Below are 25,645 nucleotides of genomic sequence, written 5' to 3' on the forward strand. Positions count from 1 at the left end.
CCGGGATTCCCCCGGCTGTTGGGGGCTTCCCGGGCGAGCGGATCAGCGGCGAGGCGGCAGCGGCAGCGGATAGCGGGGATGGTCCGGCCCGGGGGGCCATGGGGCCTGCGGGCCGTGGCGGCCCTGCGCCAGCGCTTCCTGGATCCTGCGCAGTTCGTCCGGCGTCGCACGCCTGCCGCGAAGGGGAGAGACCTGTACGGGCGCGTCTTGTCCTTGTGTCTGGCGCCGGGCCTGGAGCCGGGCCTGGGCCATTTCCCTGTCCGCCTGGGCCTCGGCCCGGGCGCGCCACACCTGCGACGGATCGGCGGCCGGAGCGGGCAGTGCGGTGGCGGCGTGGTCGCGCGCCAGGGGCTCCCGGGGCAGCATCCGTGGAGTCCAGCGGACCGAATGGTCTTCGGGTGCGGCGGTATGCAGTTGCGGCCTGCGGCCCACCTGCTGGGCACCGGCCGGCAGGAATTCGTGCAGTCGGGTGGTGTCCGCGGAGGCCTTGCCCTGCAGGATGCCGAGCGTGGCCGTCTGCGCGATCTCGTCGCCGGCTTTCGTCTTGATCTGCAGGTTGTTGGCGATCCAGGCGTCGTGGCTCTCCAGGAGGGTGCGCACTTCGTTGCGGTAGCCATTCGCGCGGGGCGTGTCGCCGGCTTCGGCCGCGGCCTGGACCAGGCCCTGTAACTTGTCGTAGGCCTCCGCCGTCTCGGGGCGCATCTTGGTCACGACGGAGAACGTCATGCCGGGTGCCCTCGCGGCAGCGGCCTGCACCAGGGTGTCCTGCAGCCGCAGCCAGGCGCGGCCGGCCTTCTCGGCGTCCGTGGCGCCGGGCACGCCGTCGCGCGCGGCCAGGGCGGCCACGTACTGGTGCTGCCGGGGCTCCAGTTCTTCCAGGAAGTCGTCGAGGTTTTCGAACTCCCGGATCATCTGCGTCTGGTCCGCCCAGGTTTCTCCGTGGCGGGTCGTCACGCGCAGCGTGGTGGCCACGGCGTCGCCGGCCAGCTGCTTGCGGAAGTCGACGCTGGCGCCGCGCACCTGGGCCGCCTTTTTCGGGTCGTGCCGCGAGGCGGGCACCAGGCCGATGCTGGCGCCCGCGGCCACCCGGGCATTGACGCGGTGCTGGGCGGACAGCTTGTACTCTGCCACGTTCAGTCCGGAGCGGCTTTCCATCTGTACGGAGTGGTAGCGCTGGGTATTGCTGGCGACGCCCGCCTGCGCGCCGATGCCGAGGGCGCGGTGCGTGGCCTTGCGGTCGTGGTCCGTGCGGCTGGGGAATCCCCGTGCCCGGGCCGTCGCGTTGGCGCCGAAGGCCAGTTCGGACGAGCGGGTGAACCGCGTGTTGGAGAGTTCGGCCACGACCAGATCGGGGTAGTGCTCCAGAAGCAGCGCCAGGGCGTCTCCCCCGTCTTCGCCGCCCTCGGCTCCGGGCGGATGCCCGCCGCGGGTCAGCGAGATGAGCGCATCGGCGAACCGGCGCCGCAGGGCGTCTTCATGGCCGCCCGTGCGCTGCATGCGCAGGCTCACGCCGCGGCTCGTGGAGGATTCGCCGCCGGCCTCCAGGCGCAGGTCGAACCGCAGGGCGATGCCGGCCTGGTCGTTCCCCAGGTTGAATTCGTGGTCCGTGTTCCCCAGCGCACCCCGCAGGCCTGCCCGCAGGCCCAGCCGCGCATGCCGGGAGTCCGCGGTGCCGATCTGCATCTGCATGGCCGCGCCGATCATGTTCAGGTTCATCGAGCGTTCGTGCCCGATGCCGAAACCCGCGATCGGCGCGAGCAGTTCCGGGGCGGTGGTGGTCACCGAAACGGCCTGGCCCAGTTCCACCCGGCCCTGGCGGGTATCGCCACCTCGGATCTTCTCGCCCAGGCTGACGCGGTGGGCGAACGACTTCATCACCTCGGCCGCATCGTCCGGGCCACGCAGGTCATTGAACAGCGTCACGGTGTCGGAGACGGCTTGTTCGAAGCGGTTCACGTGCACGTCCGCCTGCAGTGCCTGCAGGGCGGGGGCGGCCCGCTCCAGCGCATCGGCCACGGAATGGGGTGGGGGGCGGCTGGAAGAAGGCGCTGCGCCGTCGTACCGCGGAGGGCCCCACCGCACCCCACCTGCGCTGTCGGCGAGGGCGCGCATCAGGCGGCCGGCGTCGGGCGCGGAGGTCTTCATCGTCTTCCACGCGGCCTGTACCGAAGCCGGCCAGGAGCCGATGACGTGGCTGCGCGCGTCGTCGAAGGAGGGGTGCTCTCCGGGCGGAAGGGTGTCCTGCCAGTCGCGGGCGAGCCGGGTTTCCACGGCCTCGAAGGTCTCGATGCGCAGTGCCTGCAGCGCCGCGGGGGGCTTCACCCCGGGCAGCACCGCAGCGGTGGCCTGCATGAGACGCGACAGCGCCTGGGTCTGCGGGGATTCGCTGCCGGATGCCCCCGCTGCTGCGGCGGCGAGCCCGGCGAAGGCGTCGATGGCTTCACGGGCCAGGGCGTCGGTACGCTCGCCGCGGGCCACCTGGCCGGGCACGGCCGTGGGCAACAGGGTGCCGGTGGCCGCCGCCCGCAGATCGATGTGGCCGCCCAGCATCCGCAAAAGGTGTCCGGCGTTGGGGCGCGCGTTCCGCAGCGCTTGCCACTGCGCCTGCAGCGTGGGGAGCAGGCGGGCCGTGCCGCCGTCGTCCAGGCTGGCCTCGACCGCCCGGAAGAAGTCCGGCTTCAGGTGCTTGAGCGTGTATTGGGAAGGTGGCGCGGCGCTCGTGCCCAACCCCAGTTGCCGCAGGACCGCCAGCATCAGCGTTTCCGCCGGGGCGGCGTGCGGCCCCGAGCGTTCTTGAAGGTGGGTGCGCACGTCGGCGGCTGTGCGGTGCAGCGACGCGACGGCCTCGTCCCGCGACGGCAGCAGGCCGTTGGCGCTGGCGGCGGTGGTCATCTGGCGCATCACGGACTTGCGCCACATCGTGGGCTGCGCGCCGGGCAGCGAGGCGGCGATGGCCGGCAGGGTGCGGGCCAGCAGCCCTTCCATGCCGTTCGAAGACCGATTCACGGCCTTCGGCAATCCGCCCGTCAGCCAGTTCTGAAAACGGCCCAGGCGACCCGACGCCGCGCGCGCATTGCGCTGCGCGGTCTGTTCGAGGCTGCCGTCGCTGAACTGCTGCAGGCGCCTGCGCACGCGGTCGTAGCTGGAGCCGGGCGCGCGCGACAGGAAGCCGTTTTGCACGCAGCGGTAGGCGATGCGCTGCGTGCGTGCCTCGGCGGGCGATGGCGCCGCCGTGTCTGGCGCCCCGGCCTCACGCGCAGCGTGCGTCACCGCGGCCTTCAGCAGCGCGGTGTCGGGCGCGTCTGGAGCTTTCGGACCTGCCTGCGGGGGCGCCTGCAGCTGCAGCACGGCGGACATCGCCACGCGCAGGGCCTCCTGCGTGGCGCCCGTGGCGGGCGGCGCCGTCATCCACGCGAGCATCCGCTGGCCTCCGGACGGGCGGGCCAGCGCGCAGGCGAGCCGCAATACCGGCTGCTGCAGCGGACCGGGTTCCTGCCGTGTCTCTGCCGTGGGAGCAGGCACCTGGAAGGCGGCGTGCACCAGGCCGACGAGTTGCGCCGGGGTGCTGCGCGCAATGCCCTCCATCGCGTCCACCAGGCCCGCGGGGTCGTCCGCGAACGTGGCGCGCGCGGTGCGCACGAGCAGGTCGACGCCGAGGACGTCCGGCACCTTGGCTCCGTGGTTCAGTGCCGCCGCCAGGGTGTCGGCCGCCGTTTGCAGGCGGTGCTGCAAAGGCGCCGGAACGCCCTGCACCAGATCGGCGATCCTGCGGGCGTTGAGGGCGTTCGCCTCGTTTTTCGTGCGCCGGGCGGCGGCCTGGCTGGCCTCGGTCAGCCGCTGCAGGGCGCCGTCGGTGCCGACACGCTCCCCGCCGGGAAGGGCCGCCTGGGCGGCGAGATGGATGGCCGCCTTGGCCTTCTCTGCGTGGACCAGCCCCTGCATGTGGCCGAGCAGGACGGAGCGTTCGGATCGGGCGCTGCCTTCGGCCCCTTGGTCGCCGTTCAGGCCTTCGGCGTCGTAGAGCATCGCCAGCACGTCGCCGGGCACGCTGGCGGGACCCTTGCCCATGGCGAGGACGGACAGCGCCTGCTGCGCCCAGTACCGCGCTCTTGCCGCAGTGCCGCGGGGCGACATCGACGGGCCGGCGGCCCCCGCAGCCTCCGGGGTGGCGGCACCCGCCTCTACCTGCTGCAATGCCTGCTGCACGGCCTGGGCCAGCCCGGTCCGCGTGGCGTGGGGCAGGGGAACGGTGCCGTCTCCGCTGAACCGGGGCGCCTGGACCTGGTTCTGGCTGCCCGCCGGATGCTGGGTCTGCATGCCCGCCGCCATCGGCCCCAGGCTGGCACTGGCCGTGGTCTTGCCCGTCTTCCAGCGGGTCTTGAGCCGGCTCAGCCATCCCTGCTTCGGGAGCTGCACGAGGTGGTCGGTCGTATAGATCGCATCCGCGCCGGTTCTGCCACGGGCTGCGAGGCCCTCCGGGGCCTGCAGGCTCTGGCGCCGCCGAGGTACCGCATCGTCCGCGCTCTGCTGCGGCGTCGGAGAGTCGGCGGAGGGAAGGGGCGGGCGGATGCCCGCAGAATGGCTGGCACGCATGGCTCACGTCTTCAGAGTCTCTCAGGCTCTATGGTCGCGAACCGGGGCGGATGCCGCCGCGCGGCGTGCGAAGCCGCACGCCTGCAGGCGAAGCGCCATGCTCCGCCAGACAGGGGCGGGCCTCCTAGTGGTGCGGCAGCGCGCCGTCTGCCGGCCGCTGGCGCAGCACGCGCCGCCGGAACCATTGCGCGAAGTCGTCCACGTAGGTGAACACGGCCGGCACCACCAGCAGGCTGAGCACGGTGGAGGTGAGCAGGCCGCCGATCACGGCCACGGCCATGGGAGAGCGGAAGCTCATGTCCGCGTCGCCCCAGGCCATGGCGATCGGCAGCATGCCCGCGCCCATGGCGAGCGTGGTCATGATGATGGGCCGTGCGCGCTTGTGGCAGGCGTCCAGCAGGGCGTCCCAGCGGCCCATGCCCTGGTCGCGCCGCGCGACGATGGCGTACTCCACGAGCAGAATGGAGTTCTTCGTGGCGATGCCCATGAGCATGATGAGCCCGATGAGCGACGGCATCGAGAAGCTCTTGCCGGCGACCAGCAGGCCCACGAAGGCTCCGCCGAGCGACAGCGGCAGCGCCATGAGGATGGTCACCGGCTGCAGGAAGTCCTTGAAGAGCAGCACCAGCACGAGGTAGATGCAGACCACGCCGGTGAGCATGGCCAGGCCGAAGCTGGAAAACAGCTCGCCCATCATCTCGGCGTCGCCCACGTCGATCAGGCGCACGCTGGCCGGCATCTGGCGCACCGAGGGCAATTGCCGCACGGCCTCGGTCACCTCGCCCAGGCCCTGGGTGCCCAGTTCGATCTCGAAGTTGACATTGCGGGCGCGGTCGTAGCGGTTGATGACGGCGGGGCCGCTGCCGACCTCGAGCCGGGCAACCTCGCCCAGGCGCACCGGCCCGCGCGATCCCGGCACCGCCAGGCGCTCCAGCACCGACAGGTCCTCGCGGGCCGCGTCGTCCAGGCGCACGACGATGGGCACCTGCCGCTGGGGCAGGTTGAGCTTGGGCAGGTTCTGGTCGTAGTCGCCCACGGTGGCCACCCGCAGCGTCTCGGCGATGGCGCTGCTGGTGACGCCCAGGTCCGCGGCGCGGGCGAAGTCCGGGCGCACCACTATCTCCGGCCGCACGAGGCTGGCGCTGGAGCCGATGTTGCCGATGCCGGGGATGGTGCGCAAATCGCGCTCCACCGCGCGCGCGGTGTCGGCCAGGGCCTGCGGATCCTCGCTGGCGAGGGCGAGCACGTACTTGTCGTTGGATCCGCCGAGGCCGATCTTCACGCGCACACCGGGCAGGTCCGCCATGGCTGCGCGCAGGTCCTGCTCGATGGCCTGCTTGAGCGGGCGCTCGCCGCGGGCCACGAAGCGCAGCGTGAGCGTGGCCTTGCGCGGGTCGCCCGCGCTCGATCCGCCCGCCATCGGGTCGGCACCCGCGGAGCCGCCGCCGATGGCGGTGTAGATGCTGCGCACGTGGCCCACCTTTATCACGCGCTCCGTGGCCTGCGCCACTGCGTCGCGGGTTTCGGCGAGGCGGGTGCCGGGCGGCAGTTCCAGGTTCACCTGGGTCTGGGCGTTGTCGTCCGGCGGGATGAAGCCCGAGGGGAGCAGCGGGATGAGCGCGAGCGAGCCCGCGAAGAACAGCAGCGCGCCGAGCAGCGTCAGCACGCGGTGGCGCAGCGCCCAGGCTGACGCGCGCATGTAGGCGGCGAGCCAGCGGGGCTCCTTCTCCTCGCCGGAGATGGGCTTGAGGATGTAGGCCGCCATCATCGGCGTGAGCAGCCGCGCCACGACGAGCGAGGCGAACACGGCAAGCGCTGCGGTCCAGCCGAACTGCTTGAAGAAGCGCCCGGGAATGCCGCTCATGAAGGCCGTGGGCAGGAACACGGCGATCAGGGTGAAGGTGGTGGCGATCACCGCCAGGCCGATCTCGTCGGCCGCCTCCATCGCCGCCTGGTAGGGCGACTTGCCCATGCGCAGGTGGCGCACGATGTTCTCGACCTCGACGATCGCATCGTCCACCAGGATGCCGACGACGAGCGAAAGCGCCAGCAGCGTGATGATATTGATGGAAAAGCCGAGGAAGTGCATGCCGATGAAGGCGGGCAGCACGGACAGCGGCAGCGCCACGGCCGAGACGATGGTGGCGCGCCAGTTGCGCAGGAAGAGCCACACCACCACCACGGCGAGAATGGCGCCCTCGTACAGCAGGTGCATGGAGCTGTCGTACTCGTCGCTCGCGATCTCCACGAAATCGACCGTGCGGGTGAGGTGCAGGTCCGGGTGCTCGGCCACCAGCTGGTCGAGCGCGCGCTGCACGCCCGCGCCCACCTCGACCTCGCTGGCGCCGCGGCTGCGAGAGACCTCGAAACCGATTACCGGCTTGCCGTCCAGCAGCGCGGCGGTGCGGGGCTCTGCGACCGTGTCGGTGACGGTGGCGATGCGGTCCAGGCGCACGTGTCCGCCCGCTGAAAGGGGAATGTCGAGCGCGGCGATCTCCTGGGCCGTGCGCACGGTGGCGATGGTGCGCACGGGCTGCTCCGCGCCGCCGAGGTCGGTGCGGCCGCCCGCGCTTTCGGTCTGCACCAGACGCAGCTGGCGCGAGACGTCGGCCGCGGTGGCGCCCAGGGCTTGCAGGCGCAGCGGGTCGATGGCCACGCGCACCTCGCGCTGCATACCGCCCACGCGGCCGACGGCGCCGACGCCGGGCACGGCCAGCAGGCGGCGCGTGAGGGTGTCATCGACGAACCAGGAAAGCGCCTGGTCGTCCATGCGGCCGGACGCGATGGCGAACGCGAGGATGGGCTGCGAAGAGAGTTCGAGCTTGGTGACGATGGGGTCCCGCAGGTCGGCAGGCATGTCCGCGCGCACGCGGGAGACGGCCGAACGCACGTCGTCCACGGCCTCCTGCACGGGCTTTTCCAGCCGGTATTCGGCCGCGATCGTGGCCGTGCCGTCCACCAGGGTGGTGGTGATGTGCTTGAGGCCCTGCGTGGTGGCGATGGCGTTCTCGATCTTGCGCGCCACGTCGGTCTCGAGCTGCCCCGGCGCGGCGCCGGGCAGGGCGGCGGTGACCATCACGACCGGCAGGTCCATGTCCGGGAAGTTCTGCACCTTCATCGCGCGGAACGACAGCAGGCCCGCGAAGGTGAGCAGCACGAACAGCATCGCGGCCGGGATGGGGTTGCGGATGGACCAGGCGGAAAGGTTCATGGCAGCAGGCTCTCGGGGCTCTGGCGGGAATGCGGATGCGGCATGGGCGGGGTTGCTCTTGTCTTCTCTGCGCTATCGCGCGGTGCTGGCGCTCTTCGCGGCCGGCACAGCTGCGCCGGAGGCCTCGACGCGCACGGTGTCACCGTCGTTGAGGAACGCGCCGCCGCGTTCCACGAGGGTGGCGCGTTCCTGCAGCCCCGAGAGGATCTCCACCCGGTCGCCCGTGCGCTGGCCGGTCTTCACCTGGCGCATCGCCACGCGCCCGCCGTCGCCGATCTCGAACACGGCGCTGAAGCCGTCGCGTACGACCACGGCCGATTGCGCAACGGTGAGGGCATCGCGTTGCGCGAGCAGGAAATCGCCGCGCGCGAACATGCCGGCGCGGATGTCGGGGTGGGCGGGCAGATCGACATAGACGAGGGCGTTGCGCGTCTGCGGGTCCACCGTGGGCGCCACCACGCGCACGGTGCCTTCCACTTCGGCACCGCTCGCGGCGGTGATCCGGGCGCGGATGTCCGGCCGCACGCGCGGCAGCTCGCTGGAGGTGACTTCGGCGCGCCATTCGAGCCGGCCCTTGCGCACCATGCGGAACAGCTCGGTGCCTGCGCCCACCACCGCGCCCACGGTGGCGGTGCGCGCGGAGATGACGCCGCTGTCGGGCGCCAGCACCTGCGCGTGCTTCAGGCGCAGCTGCTGCGCGGACAGCGCCGCCTGGGCGGCTTCCACGCGGGCTGCGGCGGTTTCACTCGCGGTGGTGTATTGCTGGATCTGCTGCTGGCTCAGGGCGCCCGAGGCCTGCAGCGTGCGGGCGCGCTCGGCGTTGGCGGCGGCCTCGGCGGCGCTCGCCCGGGCTTCCAGCAGGCTGGCGCGGCTCTGGGCCAGCTCGGCCTGTACCGTATCGGCGGAGAACACGGCGAGCACCTGGCCTGCGCGCACCGTGTCGCCCACGTTGACACGCACTTCGGTCAGCCGCAGGCCATTGCTTTCGGTGCCGATGCTCGCCTCCTGCCAGGCGGCGACATTGCCGTTGGCCGGAAGCCGGGCCGCGAGCGATTCGCGGCGTGGCGTGGTGGCGGTCACGGTGAGCGCGGGGCGGGGTGCCTGTGCGGCAGATTCCTTGCCCTTGGCGTCTTCGGCGTGGGAGGCGCCGGGCGTGGCCAGCACGAGGGCGCCGCCGGCAGCGGCAGCGAGGCAGGCGGCCGACAGGGCCAGCAGGGAAGGGCGGGAACGCAGGCGCAGCATGGAAGAGGTCCGGGAGTTGCGGTCGTTGAAACGGTTCGGGTCAGGGTGCGGAGGTGCCTGCCGGGCCGGGGGCCGCGGGTGGTTCCCAGCCGCCGCCTGCGGCGCGGTACAGGCCGATCCACGCGGCCATGCGCTCCTGCCGTAGCGTGATGAGCGCGGTTTCGGCGTTGAGCGCGGTGCGGCGCGTCTCCTCCAGTTCCAGCAGGCTCGCGAGGCCGCCGCGCCGGCGCGCTTCGGTGGCGACGAAGGAGGCGCGGTAGCCCTGCGCGGCGCGCTCGGCGTCGGCGCTGCGCGCGGACGTGCTCGCGAGCCGCACCAGGGCCTGTTCCACCTCGCTGACCGCGCGGCGTACGTTGGCGCGGTAGAGCTGCGCGGCTTCCTCGTAGCGTGCCTCGGCGGCATCGACCTGGGCGGCACGCCGCCCAGCATCGAAGAGGGGCAGGCTGAGGCCCACCGGGCCGATCGACCAGGTGTTGCTGGCGACGCTGGTGCCGCCCATGCTGCCCCACGCCCGGCCGACCGAGCCAGCCAGGGTGAGGCGCGGGAAGCGCTGGGCGCGCGCGTTGCCGACATCGGCGCTGGCCGCTGCCACCTCGCGCTCGGCGGCATATACGTCAGGCCGCTGGGCCAGGACGCGGGCCGGCAGTGCATCGATGGCGAAGAGCGAGTCCGGGAGAGCCTGCGGAGCCGGGGCGGCGGCGGCCTGGGCGCTCAGTTCGGCTTCCGGCATGCCGGTGAGGGCCACCAGGCCCTTGCGGTCGATGTCGCAGGTCATGCGCTGCTGCTCGGCGCGCACCCGGCCTTCGGCGCCGCTGGCCTGCGCGAGCGCCAGCGTCGCCGGCGCGGTGAAGCCCGCGCGCTCGCTGGCTTCGGTCAGGCGCGCGCTCTCCGTGCGGGAGCGGGCATCGGACTCGGCCACCTCGGTCAGCCGCAGGCACTGGCGCCATGCATCGTATTGCGTGGCCACCTCGGCCGCGACCGAGACGCGGGCCTCGTGCCACTGGGCCTGCGCGCCTGCGAAACGCTGGCGGGCGGCTTCCTCGGCCGCGGCATTGCCCCCGAAAAGATCCACTTCCCAGCCCGCCTGCACGGTGCCCTGGACGGTCGTGGCGAGGCCGGCGGCCTGCTGGCTCGTGCCCCGGCTGGCATTGCCCTGGGCATCCAGCGTCGGCAGCAGCGCGGCGCGCGCAGCCACCTGGGTGGCACGTGCCTGCTCCACACGGGAGCGTGCCTGGGCGATGTCCGGAGAGACTTCCTGTGCCCGGCCGATCAGGTCGGTGAGCAGCGGGTCGCCCAGGCGGTCCCACCAGCGGGAGAGGTCTTCGACGCGGCCCTGGTGCGGCAGCGGGGCCTGCCAGCCGGCGGGCATGGCCGCTTCGGCGCGCGGCGCGGGCGATGTCACCGCGCAGCCCGACAGGGCCAGCAGTGCGGCGGCGCAGAGAAGGCGGCGTGGGCCGGGAAAGATGGTCAGCGTCATGGTTTCGGCGTCTTCCGGCGGGCCGGTGCAGGTGGGGCGGATGCCCTGGCGTGCGCCCTGGCCGCGCTGGGCGTGGCAAGCCGCCAGGCTTTCTCGGCCGCGATCATGGCCAGCGCATAGTCCACCATGCGGTCGGCCCAGAGTTCCACGGCCTCGGCCGTGGCCAGCAGTTCCGGCTTGATGGCCTCGATATCGTCGCGATGGCCCCACAGCTGGAACGCCATGCTGGAGAGGGTCAGTGCCAGCCGATGGATGGCGAGGTCCGCGGTGGCGACCCCCATGTGGCGGCACAGCAGGCGCACGAGCGCGTCATGGGGCTGGCGCACGTCCTTGTCCAGCGCGCGCTCCCATTGGCCCGTGGGCTCGAGCATTTCGCGGATGTGCAGCCGCACGCTCTGGCGGGCCAGTTCGCCATGGCTGAGGGGGGCGAGCGCCGCGTGGAAGTAGCGCCGCAGCGCCTCTTCCATCGTGATGCCGGGCTGAGCGAAGGCGGAGCGCAGTGACTCGTGGTCCCACGTGGGTTCGGTGAAGACGGCACTGTAGAGCGATGCCTTGTCGCCGAAGTAATAGCTCACGGCCGCGACGTTGGCATGCGCGGCTGCAGCGATGGCCCGGACCGAAGTCTTGGTGTAACCCTGCTCGGAAAACAGGCGCAGGGCGGCAGACAGCAGGCGAGCCCGCGGGGATGCCGACTCCTCTCCAGCCGGGGCTGGAGAGGGGGTCGGGGGAAGAGAGGTCTCTGCAGAACGTGGGCGTCGTGCGGGCATGGCCGCGGATTACATCACAATCAATCAAACGTTTGTTTGAATTGCCTGGCGTTCCGTGTGGCGTCCCGCCGCGCCTGCCGGGCGGTGGCTGCCGTTCAGGCGGGAGCGTGGGCTGTGATGAAGTCGCGGCAGCGTTCGGCGCGCTCCGGGCCGAACACTGCCGTCCAGCCTGCGGGTACCGCCAGGAAGTGCGGCCACAGGGACGATTGGCCCGCGGAATTGTCCAGCACGAGGAAAAGGCCGTTGTCGTCGTCAAGCGGATGGGTCATGGGAAGGTTCCGTTTCAGTTGTTTCCATCATGGATGCGCGAAGGCCGGCTGCCGCGGGCTGCGTTCCGCGGCCCCGGTCAGGCTCTCCAGGGCCCGGGTGATGCTTGCCAGGGCGTCGTATCCCGAGAAGGCTTCCCGCATGGCCTGGGCGCGCTGCCGGTAGGAGGGGGTGCCGAGCAACTGGTGGACCGCGTCCGCGATCGCGCGGCTGGGGGGCTGTCCCGTCTTGAGGTTGATGCCGGCCCCCGTCCAGGCGATGCGGGCCGCGATTTCGGGCTTCTCCTCCGTGCTTCCGGCCACCACCATGGGGATGCCGAGGCTGAGGGCATGGTTGACGGAGCCATAGCCACCGTTGGTCACCATGGCATGCACTTTCGGCAGCAGGCGGTCGTACGGTATGAAGTCGAGGACGCGGGCATTCGCGGGGGCTGCCGCCGCCACCGCGGGCGGCACGGGTCCGCCCGTGGTGGCGATCACGTGCAGGTGCGGCATGCCTGCCAGCGCCTTGAGCGTGGGGACGATCAGGTGGTTCGGGTCTTCGTTGGCCAGCGTACCCTGGGTGACCAGCACCACGCTGCGGCCATCGTCCAGCGCATGCCACCACGGCGGCGGCTCGAAGCCCTGCGAGGGCGGCGCGAGCAGCGGGCCCACGAAGCGGACCGTGTCCGGCAAATCGCTGCGCGGATATTCGAAGGCCTCGGCCGTGAGCTGCAGGTAGAGGTCCGGCAGGGTGAACATGGCATCGGCGAAGAATCCCGGAAGCGGCGGGCGCCCCAACTGCGCCAGCACGCCGTCGAAATGGCGCTGCACGTCGCCGAACGTCGTCCGCCGGACCATGGCCTGGAGCGCCTGGTATTGCTGTCGCTGCTGGGCGGTGTCGGGCGGCGGCAGCGCCGAGCCGAACATGGCCGTGTCGGCACTGGAGAGCGCCAGCGCGCTGATGCCCAGCGCGACCACGGGCGGCCTTGCGCTGCGCGGCCCCAGCAGCAGCGGCATGGTGCCGCAGAACATCGTGTCCGTGACGATGGCATCGGCGTCGAAGCCGCCGTCCAGTATGCGCTGCAGGCCTTCGTACTGCAGCGCGATGGCGTCGGCGAAGAAGTGCTTGAGGCCGTAGGCGAGCCGGGGCGGGCCGGGCGGCAGCCGCTGCAGCTGCGGATGCCGCTGTCCGAGTTCTCGGTAATCGTGGTTGATGCCGGGCAGCAACGGCACGAAGCCGGCGCCGGTACTCCCGGCCTGGGTGCGGAAGATGCCACCGGTGTGGATCCGCACCTCGTGGCCGAGCTGGACGAGATGCCGTGCCACTGCCAGGACCGGCATGACGTGTCCGGGCAGGGCGGTGGCGGCGAGCAGATAGCGTGCCATGGTCGGTTTCTCCTGCCGTGCGTCAGCCGAGGGCCGCGGCGGGTTGCGTGCCGGCGGCATCGGCAGCGTCGCCGATGCCGAGGTTCTCGAAGTAGCGCCGCAGCAAGTCACGGTCCGCCGAGCGGATGGGTGCCTCCGCGGCTTCCAGCCGTTCCTGGGTGGCCGCGGCGCAGACCATGGCCGGCACCGCGTTGTGAAGGTCGTAGCCGTCCAGGATCGTGAGGAGCGCCGCCAGGTCGAGATCCTGCGTGATGGCCAGGCGCTGTTGCGCATGGTGCATCCAGTTGCCGAGATCCGTGGGCTGCAGCGGCCTGCCGATCTGCTGGAACACGGCGCCCATGTCGTTGACGTGCAGCGGATCCGAACCGAGCAGGTGGAAGACTTCGCCCCACGAGTCCTGCCGGTGGGAGAGCCGCACGATGGCCCTCGCCACCTCGTCCACGGGTGTGAGGTTGATGGGGAGATCCAGCTGGGGCGACATCCCCAGCTCCGCATACAGCCGGGCCACGCGCCAGAACATGTCGGTGTCGTTGCAGGCTGCCTGCGCCTTGTCTCCCGTGACGGCGCCCAGGCGGTAGATCGCCACCGGCAGGCCCCGTGCCTGGGCGGCCCGTGCCAAGTGGTCGGCCACCCACTTGCTCTTCGCGTAGCCGCTTCCCAGTCCGTCGGGCGTGGACAGGGCGGACCGCTCGGTCACCACGGGCGTTTCGGGATTCATGCCGATCACGGCCAGCGTGGAGACGTAGTGCAGGGCCTTCGGCCGGCCCTGGGCCGTCCATTCCAGCAGCGTGACCACGCTGTCCACGTTGGACGGCTTCAGTGTCTCGTAGGGGTGGAGGTAGTCCACCTGTGCGGCGCAGTGGTAGATGGCGTCGCATTCGGCCACTTGCCGGATGGCGTCGTCGGTCATGCCGAGCCGCTCCGCGGCGAGATCCCCGGTGGCGATTTCGACGCGCGAGGCATCCCACGCCCCGCTGAGGCGGCGCTCCGCCTGCACGTGCTGCAGGCGTTGCAGGCCCGAGCGCTGGTCGGGTGCGCGTACATGGCAGATGATGGTGGCGGAGGTTTCGCGCAGCAGCGTGGCGAGCAGGTAGCTGCCGACGAAGCCGCTCGCGCCGGTCAGGAAGACCCGCTGAGGGCGGGCCGGTGGCGCGGACAGGTCCGGCCTGCGGATGTGCTCGGGCAGCACGATCTGGGCCTTCAGATCGGTGGCGGGGCGCATGCCCCCGTTGCTGTCGAACCAGACGGCGAGTTCCGCGATGGTGTGGCGGCTGTAGAGTTCGGCCGGCGGAAAATCCGGGTGCATGTGCTCGCGGATCTTCATGCCGAGCTGGATGGCCATGAGCGAATGCCCGCCCAGGTCGAAGAAGTTGTCGTGGATGCCGACCTTCTCCACATGCAGCGCGCTCGCCCACAGCCCCGCCAGGGTCTTTTCGGCCTCCGTGCGCGGAGCGGCGTAGTCCAGGCCCGGATCGCAGGCGGTGGGATCGGGAAGCGCCCGGCGATCGAGCTTGCCGCTCGGCCCCAGCGGCAGCTCCGCCAGGGTGACGAAGGCGGAAGGCACCATGTATTGGGGCACGCGCTGCGCTACATGGGCCTTCAAGGAGAAGTCGTCCAGCCGGTGTCCTGCAACGGGCACGCAATACGCCACCAGCAACTTGTCCCCGCCGGAGTCTTCCCGGACCACCACGGCTGCCTGCTGCACGCCGGGGTGGCGCATCAGCGCCGATTCGATTTCACCCGGCTCGATGCGCAGACCCCGAATCTTCACCTGGTGGTCGGAGCGGCCGAGGAATTCGAGCGTGCCGTCGTCGCGCCACCGCGCGAGGTCGCCGGTGCGGTACATGCGACTGCCCGCCGGCCCGTGCGGATCCGCGATGAAGCGCTCCGCGGTGAGCGCGGGACGGTTCAGGTAGCCCAGCGCCAGGCCGTCGCCCGCGATATACAGCTCGCCCGTGGCGCCCACCGGCAAGGGTTGAAGGCCCGGGTCCAGCACGTACATCCGGGTGTTCCAGATGGGACGTCCGATCGGGATGCGCGCCACGCCGGCGCATGCCTCGGGCGTGCATGCCCAGGCGGTGACGTCCACCGCCGCCTCGGTGGGGCCGTAGAGGTTGTGCAGCCCGCATCGCCCCAGGGTTCCGTGGAACCGCGCCACCAGCGGCGTAGACAGGGCCTCGCCGCTGCAGACCACGTGGCGCAGCGTATGGCACGCTGCCGCCGCATGCTCCTGCAGGAACAGCTCGAGCATCGAGGGCACGAAGTGGACGGTGGTGACGGCTTCCTGCGCCATGAGGTCCGCCAGGTAGGCCGGGTCGCGGTGCCCGCCGGGCCGGGCGATCACGAGCGTGGCGCCCGCGATCAGCGGCCAGAAGAACTCCCATACCGAGACATCGAAGCTCGAGGGCGTCTTCTGCAACACGCGGTCGTCGGCTTTCAGTTCGTACTCCGCCTGCATCCAGCGCAGCCGGTTGACGATGGCGGAGTGGGGGACCACGACGCCTTTGGGCCTGCCCGTGGATCCCGACGTGTAGATGACGTAGGCCGGGTGCGACGGGTGCAGCATTGCGGCCGGCGGGGCGCCGGCATGCGCATGCTGCTGGAGGTCGGCCTGCGGGTCCGCGGCATCGACGAGGAAGCGCGGAATGCCGCCATCGAAGCGCCCGGAGAGCTCGCGCGTGGTCATGAGGCAGGCGGGCTGCGCGTCGTCCAGCATGAATGCGAGGCGGTCGGCGGGAAAGTCCGGATCGATCGGCAGGTACGCCGCCCCGCTTCTCAGGACCGCGACCAGCGCTGCCACGAGTTCCAGCGACCGCGGAATCGCCAGCGCGACGATGCGTCCCGGTCCGGCGCCCATGGCCGCCAGGCGGTGCGCCCACGTCCGGGCCTGGCGGTCGAGCTTGCCCCGGGTCATGGAGCGGCCTTCAAAGCGCAGCGCGATCGCGCCGGGGTCGCTCGACAGGCCGGTATCCAGCAATTCGGCGAGGTGGGCCTCGGGCTCCGCGCGGACCGCGCCGCTGCATCTGGACAGGAATGCCAGGCGTTCATCCGCGGAGATGACTTCCACGCAGCCGATGGCCTGCGCGGGACGGTCCGTCAAGGCGTCGAGCACGCCGAGCAGCCGGGCATGGTGCGCCGCCAGTTCGGGAGCGGTGTAGAGATCGGCATGGGCGTCGAAGTCGATCCGCAGGTCCTGGCCGTTCCCGCGCTCGTACATGAAGATGCCGAGGTCCCGGAGGGATCCGTTGGTGAGGTTGCGGATCTCGGTAGGGCAGTCCCCGAAGCGCAGTGCATAGTCGAAGGGCTCCACGTTGACCACGGTGGTGAAGAGTTCGTGGTCCTTCGCCTGCAGTTCCAGGTCCGTGCGCAGCCTCTCGTAGCGGTAGGCCTGGTGGCGCAGGATCCTGCGCATCTGCTGGCTGACATCGCGCAGCAGGTCCGTGAAGGGCAGTTCGGGCCGCATGGACAGACGCAGGGGCACTGCGTTGGCGACCATGCCCGGAACGCGCCGCATGCGGTCGTTGTAGCGCGCCGTCACGGGAACGCCGATCACCATGTCGGACACCCCCGTCATCCGGTAGAGATAGGTGGCCGTCGCGGCGATCAGGACCTGTGGCAGCGTGGCGCCGTGCAGCGCGGCGGCATCGCGCAGCGCGGCGACGCGCGCCGCAGGCCAGTGCGCCGTGTGCCGCAGCAACCCGCCGATGTTGTTGCTGCGCCGTTCGGCGAGGGTCAGCGGCTCTGGGCGGTCACGCATCCGCTCCATCCAGTATTCGCGGTCTTTCATGGCACGCGCGGAGTCGCGATAGGCCTGGTCCTCCTCGATCAGGACGGACAGCGGCCTCAGCTCCGAATCGGCCGGCGCGGCCGTGCCGTTCACCAGCGCCGTGTACAGGTCTGCCACCCGGCGCGCGAGAATGACGGCGGCGAAGCCGTCGAAGGCGTAGTGGTGCCCGCGCTGGTACCAGATGTGGTGGTCCGGAGCGATGCGGAGCACTGCGCTGGACCAGAGGGGCTCCCGCTCGACGTCCATGCGGCGGGAGGATTCGTCGGCCATCCATTGCTCTGCCGAAGCCCGGGGATCACCGTCGCCGCTGAAATCGAGCATGGAAATGCTCCCCGCGAACTCCGCCTCGAGCCATTGCCGCGGCCCCCGGGGCGTGTCCGCGACACGCAGGCGGATGGAGTCGGCCTCCGCGCACAGGGTGAGCAAGGCCTGCTGCAGCAGCCGGGGCTCGAAGCTACCGCGGATCTCGATGGCCTCCGCGAGATTGAAGTTGGCCTCGGGCGACGCGAAACGTGTACCGAACCACATGCCCATCTGGGCGGCGGTCAGTGGAAGGGTCTGGACAGGGGAATGGCTGGCGCGCATGGCTGCTCCGTTCGGCTCGTTGACAACGATGGAATGGGAGACGGACCGGCAGATCGCTACAGGCGAGGGCCTGCTATGCTGGTCCGTTGGTACAGTCGCGCACGACGCGCCAAGGGTGCCACCTCAGGCGTCGAATGACCGTGTACAGGCAGGATGGCCCTCCCTCTTTGCTGTGGCCCCTTCAGGGGCTCTTCGCAGGCATGAGTCCGCGTCTCCAGCGGTCATCGGCGCGATGTTGTAAGTTTTTGTCGCTTGAACGTATCGTTGCCAAAAAGCTTCCCCGCATCAATGTTCTAACATTTATGGCTGGAATAAGGGAAGCGCCTTCTTTTGTCTCCGGAAGGACGTGACATGCGGCGAAGGATCGCGGCGGCTTTCGCCGCCGCAGCGCATCACGACGGCGTCATGCCGCCGAACACCGAGCGCCACAGCGCCATCACGGCTTCGCACTCGGCGTGCAGGGTGGCGGGTGCCACGCGCGTGGGTTCTTCGTTCAGCCGCGCGCGGTGCTGCACCTGGCGCAGCGTCCGGTAGGCCGACGAGGCGGCCGCGCCGACGCCCGCGGGCAGCAGGCCGGCGGCCTCCGCGCGCTGCAGCAGGGCGATGTTGCCGACGTTGTCGCACAGGCCCGGGTGCTCGCCCGCGTGCGCGAGCACGAGGTACTGCACGGCGAATTCCGCATCGACCATGCCGCCCACGCTGTGCTTTACGTCGAACTGCCCCGCAGGCACCGGATGTGCGGCGCGCACGCGCTCGCGCATGGCGACGATCTCCGCGTGCAGGCCGGCGGCGTCGCGCGGGGCCGTGATGACGGCCGTGCGTACGGCGTCGAAGCGGTCGCGCAGCGCATCGCTGCCGAGCACGAAGCGCGCGCGCGTCATGGCCTGGTGTTCCCAGGTCCAGGCGGTGTTGCTGCCGCGGCGCTGCTGGTAGTTGGCATAGGCCTCGAAGCTCGTGACCAGCAGGCCCGAACTGCCGTTGGGTCGCAGGGCGGTGTCGATCTCGTAGAGGTCGCCCTCGCCGGTCTTGACCGTGAGCCAGTTGATGAGCTTGCGCGCGAAGGCGGCATAGATCTCGGGCGCGCGGTCGTCGTCGTCGTCGAACACGAAGACGATGTCCAGGTCGCTGCCGTAGCCCAGTTCCTTTCCGCCGAGTTTGCCGTAGCCGATGATGCCGAACTGCGGCACGTTGCGGTGCCGGTTGCGCAGCCTGTCCCAGCACCATGCGGCGGTCACGCGCAGCACGCAGTCGGCCAGCGCCGACAGGTCGTCGGCCACCTGCTCGACGGTGATGCGCCGCTCCACGTCACGCGCGAGGGTGCGGAAGGTCTCCGCATGCTGGGCGCGGCGCAGCAGATTGAGCAATGCCTCGTCGTCGTCCTCGGCGGTGGAGCGCAGCGAGCCGATGCGCAGCTCCATTTCGTGCTCGAAATCCGCCGGCACGAAGCGCTCCGACAGCAGCGCGTCCCCTGCCAGTTCGTCGATCACGCCGGGGTGCTGCAGCATGTAGCGGGCCGGCCACTGGGCGGCGCCGAGGAGGTGCATCAGGTGCTCGTGCACCGACGGGCGCTCCAGCAGCAGCGCCAGATAGCTCTCCCGGCGCAGCAGCGGCTCCAGCCAGGCCACGAGCCGCACCGCGGCGTCCTCGTTCACGCGGCCTTCGGCCAGCCAGCGCGCCGTGCGCTGCACCAGCCGCAGCAGCCGTGCCCGGGCCTCGTCGCGCAGTGCGGCCACGCGCGGGTGGTCGCGCCATTCGGCCACGCGTTCGCGCACCTTCGGGGGCAACTGCTCCAGCAGCGTGTCGAATTCGGGCACCGGCGCCGATTGCGCGCGCGGCCCGCCGCAGCCGCCGCCGCTGCACTGGCGCTTGCCGGGGCCGCCCAGCAGCGTGTCGAACTCCTGCGCTACCAGTTCGCGGTGCGCATCGAGCTGGTGCAGGAAGGCGCAGCAGCCGAGCCCCAGCGTGCTGGCGATCCAGGCGAGATCGTCGTCGCGCGTGGGCAGCACGTGGGTCTGCTGGTCGTCCAGGTACTGGATGCGGTGCTCCACGCGGCGCAGGAAGGTATAGGCCTCGGCCAGCGCGTCGGCCGTCTCCTGCGGCATGAGGCCGGCGCGCGCGAGGCGCTGCAGGGCTTCCAGCGTGGGTCGGCAGCGCAGTTCCGGGAACTGTCCGCCGCGCACCACCTGCAGCAGCTGCACGATGAATTCGATCTCGCGGATGCCCCCGCGCGAGAGCTTGACGTCGTTGGCCCGCTCGGGATGGCCCGCGCTGCGCTTCGCGGCATGGTCGCGGATCTGCCGGTGCAGCGAGCGCAGCGAATCGAACACGCTGTAGTCGAGGTAGCGCCGAAAGACGAACGGCAGTACCACGGCACGCAGCCCCCGCACGGCCGGGTGGCCGAGGCCGTCACGCGGCGCCACGATGCGGCTCTTGAGCCACGCGAAGCGTTCCCATTCGCGGCCCTGCACCTGCAGGTATTCCTCCAGGGCGGCGAGCGAGACGGCCGGCGGGCCCGAATTGCCATTGGGGCGCAGTGCCAGGTCCATGCGGAAGACGAAGCCGTGCTCGGTGGTCTCGCCCACGAGGGCGTGGATGGCCTTCACGGCCCGCCCGAAGTATTCCTGGTGGGAGATGCGGCCGCGGCCACCGTCCACTCCGGTGGTCTCGCCTTCATGCTCATAGACATAGATCACGTCGATGTCGCTGGACACGTTCAGTTCGCGCGCCCCCAGCTTGCCCATGCCGACGATCCAGAGCGCCACCGGGCCGCCGTCCGGGCCCCGCGGCGGGCCATGGCGGGCGTCGAGGTCCTGGCGTGCGTGGCGCAGGGCTTCGTCCAGCGAAAGTTCCGCGAGCTCGGTCGTGGCCCGGGTGATGTCGGCCAGCGGCGCGCCTTCCTCGCAGTCCAGCCGGATCAGCCGCTCCATGACCAGTTGCCGCAGCACGCGCAGGGCGGCGCCCGTGTCGTGCCCGCGCGCGCACAGGGCCTGCAGGGCCTCGGCCATGGTCTGGCGGGTAGGCGCGCCCGGCGGCAGCAGCCCGGTTTCGCCGGCATAGCGGCGCTGCAGGCGCTGGTGGAATCGGGAATGGGCAGCTCCGGCGGCGTGTTCCGCGCGAGCGCCGCCCGGCTCAGCGAACGGTGTGGACATATGGCAAGGAAGAGGCACTGAAACTGTACATACCGACACCCTTTGGCGCTGAACCCGCGCAGCGGGCGCGGGTCATAATTCCTGCCACATCCAAGCCCACCATGATTGAGACGACACCGCACCCCTCCCGCCTGCTCCGATGCATGGCGGTTATTGCGCGGTGGTCACTGGGACTGCTGATCGCCTTTTGGCTGCTGGTCGCTGTGGCCTGGGGGGTGCTCCACGGCTGGATTGTGCCGCGAATCGGAGAGTGGCGCCCCGCGCTGGAAGCCCAGGCCACGAAGGCCTTGGGGATACCCGTGCGCATCGGGGCGCTGTCGGCGCGCTCGGAGGGCCTGGTGCCGGCCATCGAACTGACAGACGTGGCCCTGCTCGACCCGCAGGGCCGCGAAGCCCTTCGCCTGCCGCGGGTGGTGGCGGCGCTCTCGCCGCGCTCGGCGCTGCGCCTGGGATTCGAGCAGCTGTACATCGAGCGGCCCGAGCTGGACGTGCGCCGCGAGGCTGACGGCCAACTGGTGGTGGGTGGCATCCGGCTGCGCGGCGGGGCGGGCTCCGGTGACGGTGGCGCGGCTGCCGACTGGGTGTTTTCGCAGGGCGAGGTGGCACTGCGCGGCGGAACGGTGCGCTGGACGGATGCGATGCGCGGAGCGCCTCCGCTGGAGCTGTCCGACGTGGACATCGTGCTGCGCAACCGGGGCTGGCGGCACGCCATGCGCCTGGACGCCACGCCGCCCGCATCCTGGGGCGACCGGTTCACGCTGATGGGCCGCTTCCGGCAGCCGCTGCTCACCACCCATGGCGGTGCCTGGAGGCAGTGGAGCGGCCTGCTGTTCGCGCAGTTCGGACGGGTGGACGTCTCCCGCCTGCGCCAGCATGCGGACATCGAAGGCATCGACGTGGCGCGGGGCCGGGGTGCCTTGCGCGCCTGGCTGGACGTGCGGCGCGGCGAGGTGGCGGGCGGCACGGCGGACGTGGCGCTGGCGGACGTGGAGGCCACGCTGGGGGCAGGGCTGGAGCCCCTGGCACTGGCTTCGGTCGCGGGCCGCGTGGGTGGCCGCTGGCTGGAAGGCGGCTTCGAGGCGTCCACCGAGGGGCTGCAGTTCCTCACCAGCGACGGCCTGCGCTGGCCCGGGGGGAATGTGTCCATCCGGCAGGCCGGCAGGGACCCCCGCGCGCCCGGGCGCGAGCAGGGCGAACTGCGCGCCGACCGGCTCGACCTGGCGGCGCTGTCCCAGATCGCCAGCCGCCTGCCGCTGGGCGATGCGCTGCATGGGGCGCTCGGCCGGTTCGGTCCGCGGGGCATCGTGGAGGAGATCCAGGCGAACTGGCACGGCCCGCTGGATGCCCCGCGGCAGTACCAGGCCCGGGGCCGGGTCGCGGGCCTGGCGCTGGCCGACGGCGCTGCGGTGAAGACCTCGGGCATGCCGGGCGTGCGGGGTGCCGCGGTGGATTTCGAGCTTACCCAGTCGGGCGGCAAGGCGTCCGTGTCGATCGAGGACGGCGCCCTGGCGCTGCCGGAAGTTTTCGAAGATCCCACCGTGCCCCTGGAGCGGCTGTCCGCCAGCGTGCGCTGGCAGGTGGAGGGCGAGCGCATCGCGCTCCAGGTGCCGGACCTGCAGTTCTCGAATGCCGATGCCCAGGGAGAGGCCCGCGTGGCCTGGACCACCGGCGACCCCAGGAAGTCTTCCAGCCGCTCCCGCTTCCCGGGCGTGCTGGACCTGGGCGGTGAGCTGCGCCGCGCCGACGGCACGCGCGTGCACCGCTACCTGCCGCTGGCCATACCCGCCGAAACCCGGCACTACGTGCGCGATGCGGTGACGGCCGGCACGGCGTCCAGCGTGCAGTTCCGCGTCAAGGGCGACCTGCACGACATCCCGTTCAGCCATCCCGGCCAGGGGGAGTTCCACATCGCTGCCAAGCTCCGGGACGTGACCTATGCCTACGTGCCGCCAGGCTTGCAGCATGCGGGCGATCCGGTCTGGCCGGCGCTCACCCAGCTGTCGGGTGAACTGGTGTTCGACCGCTCCAGCATGGCGGTGCGCGGGGCGAGCGGCAGCTTCGCGGGCACGCCGCGCCTGCGCGTGGACCGGGTGGAGGCGCGCATTCCCGAACTCGCCCACAGCGTGGTGGGCGTGCAGGCGCAGGCCCAGGGCCCGCTGGCCGACATGCTGGCTTTCATGGCCGCTTCGCCCCTCTCGAGCCTCACCTCGCATGCCCTGGACCAGGCGACGGGCACCGGCAACGCCGGCCTGCAGCTGAACCTGAGCCTGCCGATCAGCCACATCGACCAGTCGAAGGTGCAGGGCAGCCTGGCTTTCGCGGGCAACGATGTGCGCATCACCCCGGACGTGCCCCTCATCACCCGCACCCGGGGCGCGGTGCAGTTCAGCGACACCGGTTTCACCCTGGCGAATGTGCAGGGGCAGGCGCTGGGCGGCGAACTGCGGCTCGAAGGCGGCATGCGGCCCGCGGCATCCGGTGCGAATGCGCTGGAGTCTTCCGTGCAGGTGCGGGGCCAGGGCGTGGCCACGGCCGAGGGCCTGCGGGAGGCGGTGCAGTGGCCCGGGCTGCCCGAGCTGGCCCGCCATGCCACGGGCAGCGCCGCCTATGCGCTGACCCTGGGCGTGCGCCGCGGCCTGCCCGAAGTGCTGGTGACGACCAATCTGCAGGGCATGGCGCTGGACCTGCCCGCACCCCTGGGCAAGGCTGCGGATGCGGTCCGCCCGGTGCGGTACGAGTCGCAGCTCGCCCGGGAATCGGCCGTGCCCACGGATGCCGGCGCTGCGCCCCCGGTACGCGAGCAGATGACGGTGGACATCGGCGGCATCGGTTCCGCGAGCTACGTGCTGGACCATTCGGGGCCGGCGCCCCGCGTGCTGCGCGGCGCCATCGGCATCGGCCTGGCGCCGGGCGAGTCCGCCGTCATGCCGGAGCGGGGGGTGTCGGCCAACGTGCATACCGACCACCTGGACCTGGACGCCTGGCAGGACGTGCTGGGCCGCCAGGCGGCCGGCCCTGCCTCGGCCTCGGCCTCCGCCCCGGCGGACGGCGCTTCTGCCGCTGCTGCTTCGGGCGGCAACGCGCGCATGCCCGAAGGTGCCGCGCAGGCGTTCCTGCCTACCGTGCTGGCCGCGCGCGCCAGGACGCTGACCCTGCAGGGACGCACGCTGCACGACGTCGTCGCGGGCGGATCCCGCGAGGGCTCCACCTGGCGGGCCAACCTGGATGCCCGCGAGCTCAGCGGCTATGTGGAATACCGCGCGGACGGCGAGGGCGAGGAGTCCGGCGGCCGCGTGTTCGCCCGCCTGTCCCGGCTCTCCGTGCCCCAGAGCGAGGCCCAGGAGGTCGAGGATTCGCTGCTGGACAGCCGCCCCGAAAGCACCACCATGCCCGCGCTCGACATCATCGTGCAGGATTTCGAGTTGAGAGGCCGGCGGCTCGGGCGCATCGAGGTGGAGGCGCAGAACCGCGGCGGCGCAGGGGCTCCGCGGGAATGGCGGCTGTCCAAGCTCAACCTCACTGTGCCGGAGGCCTCCTTCACTTCCAGCGGCGACTGGGTACTACTGGGCGGCGGGGCGGCCGGCGCGCGGCGCCGCACTTCCATGGATTTCCGGCTCGACATCCGCGATTCCGGCCAGTTGCTGGCCCGCTTCGGCATGGAGGGCGTGCTGCGCCGCGGCAAGGGCCGAATGGAAGGGCAGGTCGCCTGGATGGGGGCGCCCCTCAACCCCGATTACCGCTCCATGTCGGGGCAGATCAACGTGAACGTGGAGTCGGGGCAGTTCCTCAAGGCCGACCCCGGCCTGGCGAAGCTGCTGGGGGTGCTGAGCCTGCAGTCGCTGCCCCGGCGCCTGACACTCGACTTCCGCGACGTGTTCAGCGAAGGCTTCGCGTTCGACTTCGTGCGGGGAGACGTGCGCATCGAGCAGGGCGTGGCCACCAGCAACAACCTGCAGATGAAGGGCGTGAATGCCGCGGTGCTGATGGAAGGCAGCGCCGACCTGGACCATGAAACCCAGAACCTCCATGTCGTGGTGGTGCCCGAGATCAACGCCATGACGGCGTCGCTCGTGGCGACGGCCATCAATCCCGTCGTGGGGCTCGGAAGCTTCCTGGCACAGGTGTTCCTGCGGGGGCCGCTCATCCAGGCGGCAACGCAGGAGTTCCGCATCGACGGCACCTGGACCGACCCGCGCATCGTGCGCGTGCCACGGCGCCGCGCGGGGGCGGAGCCGTCCACCTCCGCTTCGCGGGATGCCGCATCCCCGGACGAGGCCGCCGCCCCGGTGCCGGCTTCCGCCCCGGCGTCGGTGCCGGCTTCCGCCATATCCCAGCGCAAGGCGCCCGCATCCCGGGGCGCAGAGGAGAAAGAGCCATGATGAACGCCGCCGCACTGCAGATGGTTTCCGGCCTCCAGGTCCAGGACAACCTCCAGCAGGCCCGCCGCCTGCTCGAGGACGCTGCCGCCCGGGGCGTCGAGCTGGCGGCCCTGCCTGAATATTTCTGCGCCATGGGCGCCCGCGATACCGACAAGCTGGCGCTGCGCGAGACCTTCGGCGAGGGGCCGATCCAGGATTTCCTCGCGCAGGCGGCGCGGGAGCTGGGGTTGTGGATCGTCGGCGGCACGCTGCCCCTGCGCTGCGGCAGCGAGCACCAGGTACGCAACACCACGCTCGTGTTCTCGCCCGCGGGCGAGTGCGTGGCGCGCTACGACAAGATCCACCTGTTCCGCTTCGACAACGGGCGCGAGCGCTTCGACGAAGCCGCCGTCATCGAGGCCGGCGATGCCCCCGCGCGCTTTACCATGACGGCCCGCGATGGCTCCACCTGGCGCGTCGGCCTGTCGGTGTGCTACGACCTGCGCTTCCCCGAGCTCTACCGCGCCCATGCCCGCGCCGGCGCGGACGTGCTGCTGGTGCCCAGCGCCTTCACGCATACCACCGGCCAGGCCCACTGGGAGGTGCTGCTGCGCGCCCGCGCGGTGGAGAACCTCGCCTACGTGGTCGCGCCGGCGCAGGGCGGCACCCACGAGAACGGCCGGCGCACCTGGGGCCACAGCATGGTGGTGGACCCGTGGGGGCAGGTGCTGGCGCAGCAGCCCGAGGGCCCGGCCGTGGTGGCGGCGCCGCTCGACGAGAACCGCCTGCGGCAGGTGCGCACCCAGTTGCCCGCGCTGGACCACCGCGTCCTGTGAATCCGC

Annotated in this window: 11 protein-coding genes; 2 read left to right on the forward strand and 9 right to left on the reverse strand. The window is 71.4% G+C overall.

Annotation, left to right across the window (positions count from 1 at the left end):
• Window positions 1–42 precede the first annotated feature (42 nt).
• The 9 genes from BLR05_RS06365 to glnE all read right to left on the reverse strand — a co-directional run bounded on the left by BLR05_RS06365 (window position 43) and on the right by glnE (window position 20,445).
• On the reverse strand, window positions 43–4,593 hold the full coding sequence (locus tag BLR05_RS06365) for a hypothetical protein (RefSeq protein ID WP_192883821.1): 4,551 nt from the start codon (window positions 4,591–4,593) through the stop codon (window positions 43–45).
• A 124-nt stretch (window positions 4,594–4,717) separates the two neighbouring features.
• A complete protein-coding gene (locus tag BLR05_RS06370; protein WP_092832974.1) occupies window positions 4,718–7,804 on the reverse strand; it encodes an efflux RND transporter permease subunit in 3,087 nt (1,028 codons plus the stop codon).
• A gap of 72 nt (window positions 7,805–7,876) precedes the next feature.
• Window positions 7,877–9,046: an efflux RND transporter periplasmic adaptor subunit gene (locus BLR05_RS06375; protein WP_092832975.1), complete on the reverse strand. Its 1,170-nt coding sequence runs from the start codon at window positions 9,044–9,046 to the stop codon at window positions 7,877–7,879.
• A gap of 40 nt (window positions 9,047–9,086) precedes the next feature.
• Window positions 9,087–10,523, reverse strand: a complete 1,437-nt coding sequence (locus tag BLR05_RS06380) for an efflux transporter outer membrane subunit (RefSeq protein WP_092832976.1) — start codon at window positions 10,521–10,523, stop codon at window positions 9,087–9,089.
• Entirely contained in the window at window positions 10,520–11,290 is a 771-nt protein-coding gene (locus tag BLR05_RS06385) for a CerR family C-terminal domain-containing protein (RefSeq protein WP_092832977.1), read from the reverse strand. The genes BLR05_RS06380 and BLR05_RS06385 overlap by 4 nt, the downstream gene beginning before the upstream one ends.
• 95 nt (window positions 11,291–11,385) lie before the next feature.
• Complete coding sequence (locus tag BLR05_RS06390; protein WP_092832978.1) at window positions 11,386–11,559, reverse strand: MbtH family protein; 174 nt, start codon at window positions 11,557–11,559, stop codon at window positions 11,386–11,388.
• Window positions 11,560–11,586: 27 nt separating this feature from the next.
• Entirely contained in the window at window positions 11,587–12,924 is a 1,338-nt protein-coding gene (locus BLR05_RS06395; RefSeq protein ID WP_092833097.1) for a glycosyltransferase, read from the reverse strand.
• 22 nt (window positions 12,925–12,946) lie between these two features.
• The gene (locus BLR05_RS06400; RefSeq protein WP_092832979.1) at window positions 12,947–17,296 is read right to left on the reverse strand and encodes a non-ribosomal peptide synthetase; all 4,350 of its coding nucleotides are present in this window, start codon (window positions 17,294–17,296) and stop codon (window positions 12,947–12,949) included.
• A gap of 392 nt (window positions 17,297–17,688) precedes the next feature.
• Window positions 17,689–20,445: a bifunctional [glutamate--ammonia ligase]-adenylyl-L-tyrosine phosphorylase/[glutamate--ammonia-ligase] adenylyltransferase gene (glnE, locus tag BLR05_RS06405; RefSeq protein WP_092832980.1), complete on the reverse strand. Its 2,757-nt coding sequence runs from the start codon at window positions 20,443–20,445 to the stop codon at window positions 17,689–17,691.
• A 101-nt stretch (window positions 20,446–20,546) separates the two neighbouring features.
• Here glnE and BLR05_RS06410 point away from each other — a divergent pair, with 101 nt between their 5' ends.
• Window positions 20,547–24,824, forward strand: a complete 4,278-nt coding sequence (locus BLR05_RS06410; protein WP_167361211.1) for a YhdP family protein — start codon at window positions 20,547–20,549, stop codon at window positions 24,822–24,824.
• Window positions 24,824–25,639 carry a carbon-nitrogen hydrolase family protein gene (locus tag BLR05_RS06415; protein ID WP_092832982.1) on the forward strand — a complete coding sequence of 272 codons (816 nt, stop codon included), beginning with the start codon at window positions 24,824–24,826 and terminating at the stop codon, window positions 25,637–25,639. The genes BLR05_RS06410 and BLR05_RS06415 overlap by 1 nt, the downstream gene beginning before the upstream one ends.
• Window positions 25,640–25,645: the final 6 nt, after the last annotated feature.

The sequence above is a fragment of the Paracidovorax cattleyae genome (assembly GCF_900104515.1).
In the GTDB taxonomy this organism is placed as follows: Bacteria; Pseudomonadota; Gammaproteobacteria; order Burkholderiales; family Burkholderiaceae_C; genus Paracidovorax; species Paracidovorax cattleyae.

Excerpts from the sequence above, each read along its gene's own strand:
- BLR05_RS06365 (WP_192883821.1), bottom strand. The coding sequence starts at position 4,593 with ATGCGTGCCAGCCATTCTGCGGGCATCCGCCCGCCCCTTCCCTCCGCC.
- BLR05_RS06370 (WP_092832974.1), bottom strand. The coding sequence starts at position 7,804 with ATGAACCTTTCCGCCTGGTCCATCCGCAACCCCATCCCGGCCGCGATG.
- BLR05_RS06375 (WP_092832975.1), bottom strand. The coding sequence starts at position 9,046 with ATGCTGCGCCTGCGTTCCCGCCCTTCCCTGCTGGCCCTGTCGGCCGCC.
- BLR05_RS06380 (WP_092832976.1), bottom strand. The coding sequence starts at position 10,523 with ATGACGCTGACCATCTTTCCCGGCCCACGCCGCCTTCTCTGCGCCGCC.
- BLR05_RS06385 (WP_092832977.1), bottom strand. The coding sequence starts at position 11,290 with ATGCCCGCACGACGCCCACGTTCTGCAGAGACCTCTCTTCCCCCGACC.
- BLR05_RS06390 (WP_092832978.1), bottom strand. The coding sequence starts at position 11,559 with ATGACCCATCCGCTTGACGACGACAACGGCCTTTTCCTCGTGCTGGAC.
- BLR05_RS06395 (WP_092833097.1), bottom strand. The coding sequence starts at position 12,924 with ATGGCACGCTATCTGCTCGCCGCCACCGCCCTGCCCGGACACGTCATG.
- BLR05_RS06400 (WP_092832979.1), bottom strand. The coding sequence starts at position 17,296 with ATGCGCGCCAGCCATTCCCCTGTCCAGACCCTTCCACTGACCGCCGCC.
- glnE (WP_092832980.1), bottom strand. The coding sequence starts at position 20,445 with ATGTCCACACCGTTCGCTGAGCCGGGCGGCGCTCGCGCGGAACACGCC.
- BLR05_RS06410 (WP_167361211.1), top strand. The coding sequence starts at position 20,547 with ATGATTGAGACGACACCGCACCCCTCCCGCCTGCTCCGATGCATGGCG.
- BLR05_RS06415 (WP_092832982.1), top strand. The coding sequence starts at position 24,824 with ATGAACGCCGCCGCACTGCAGATGGTTTCCGGCCTCCAGGTCCAGGAC.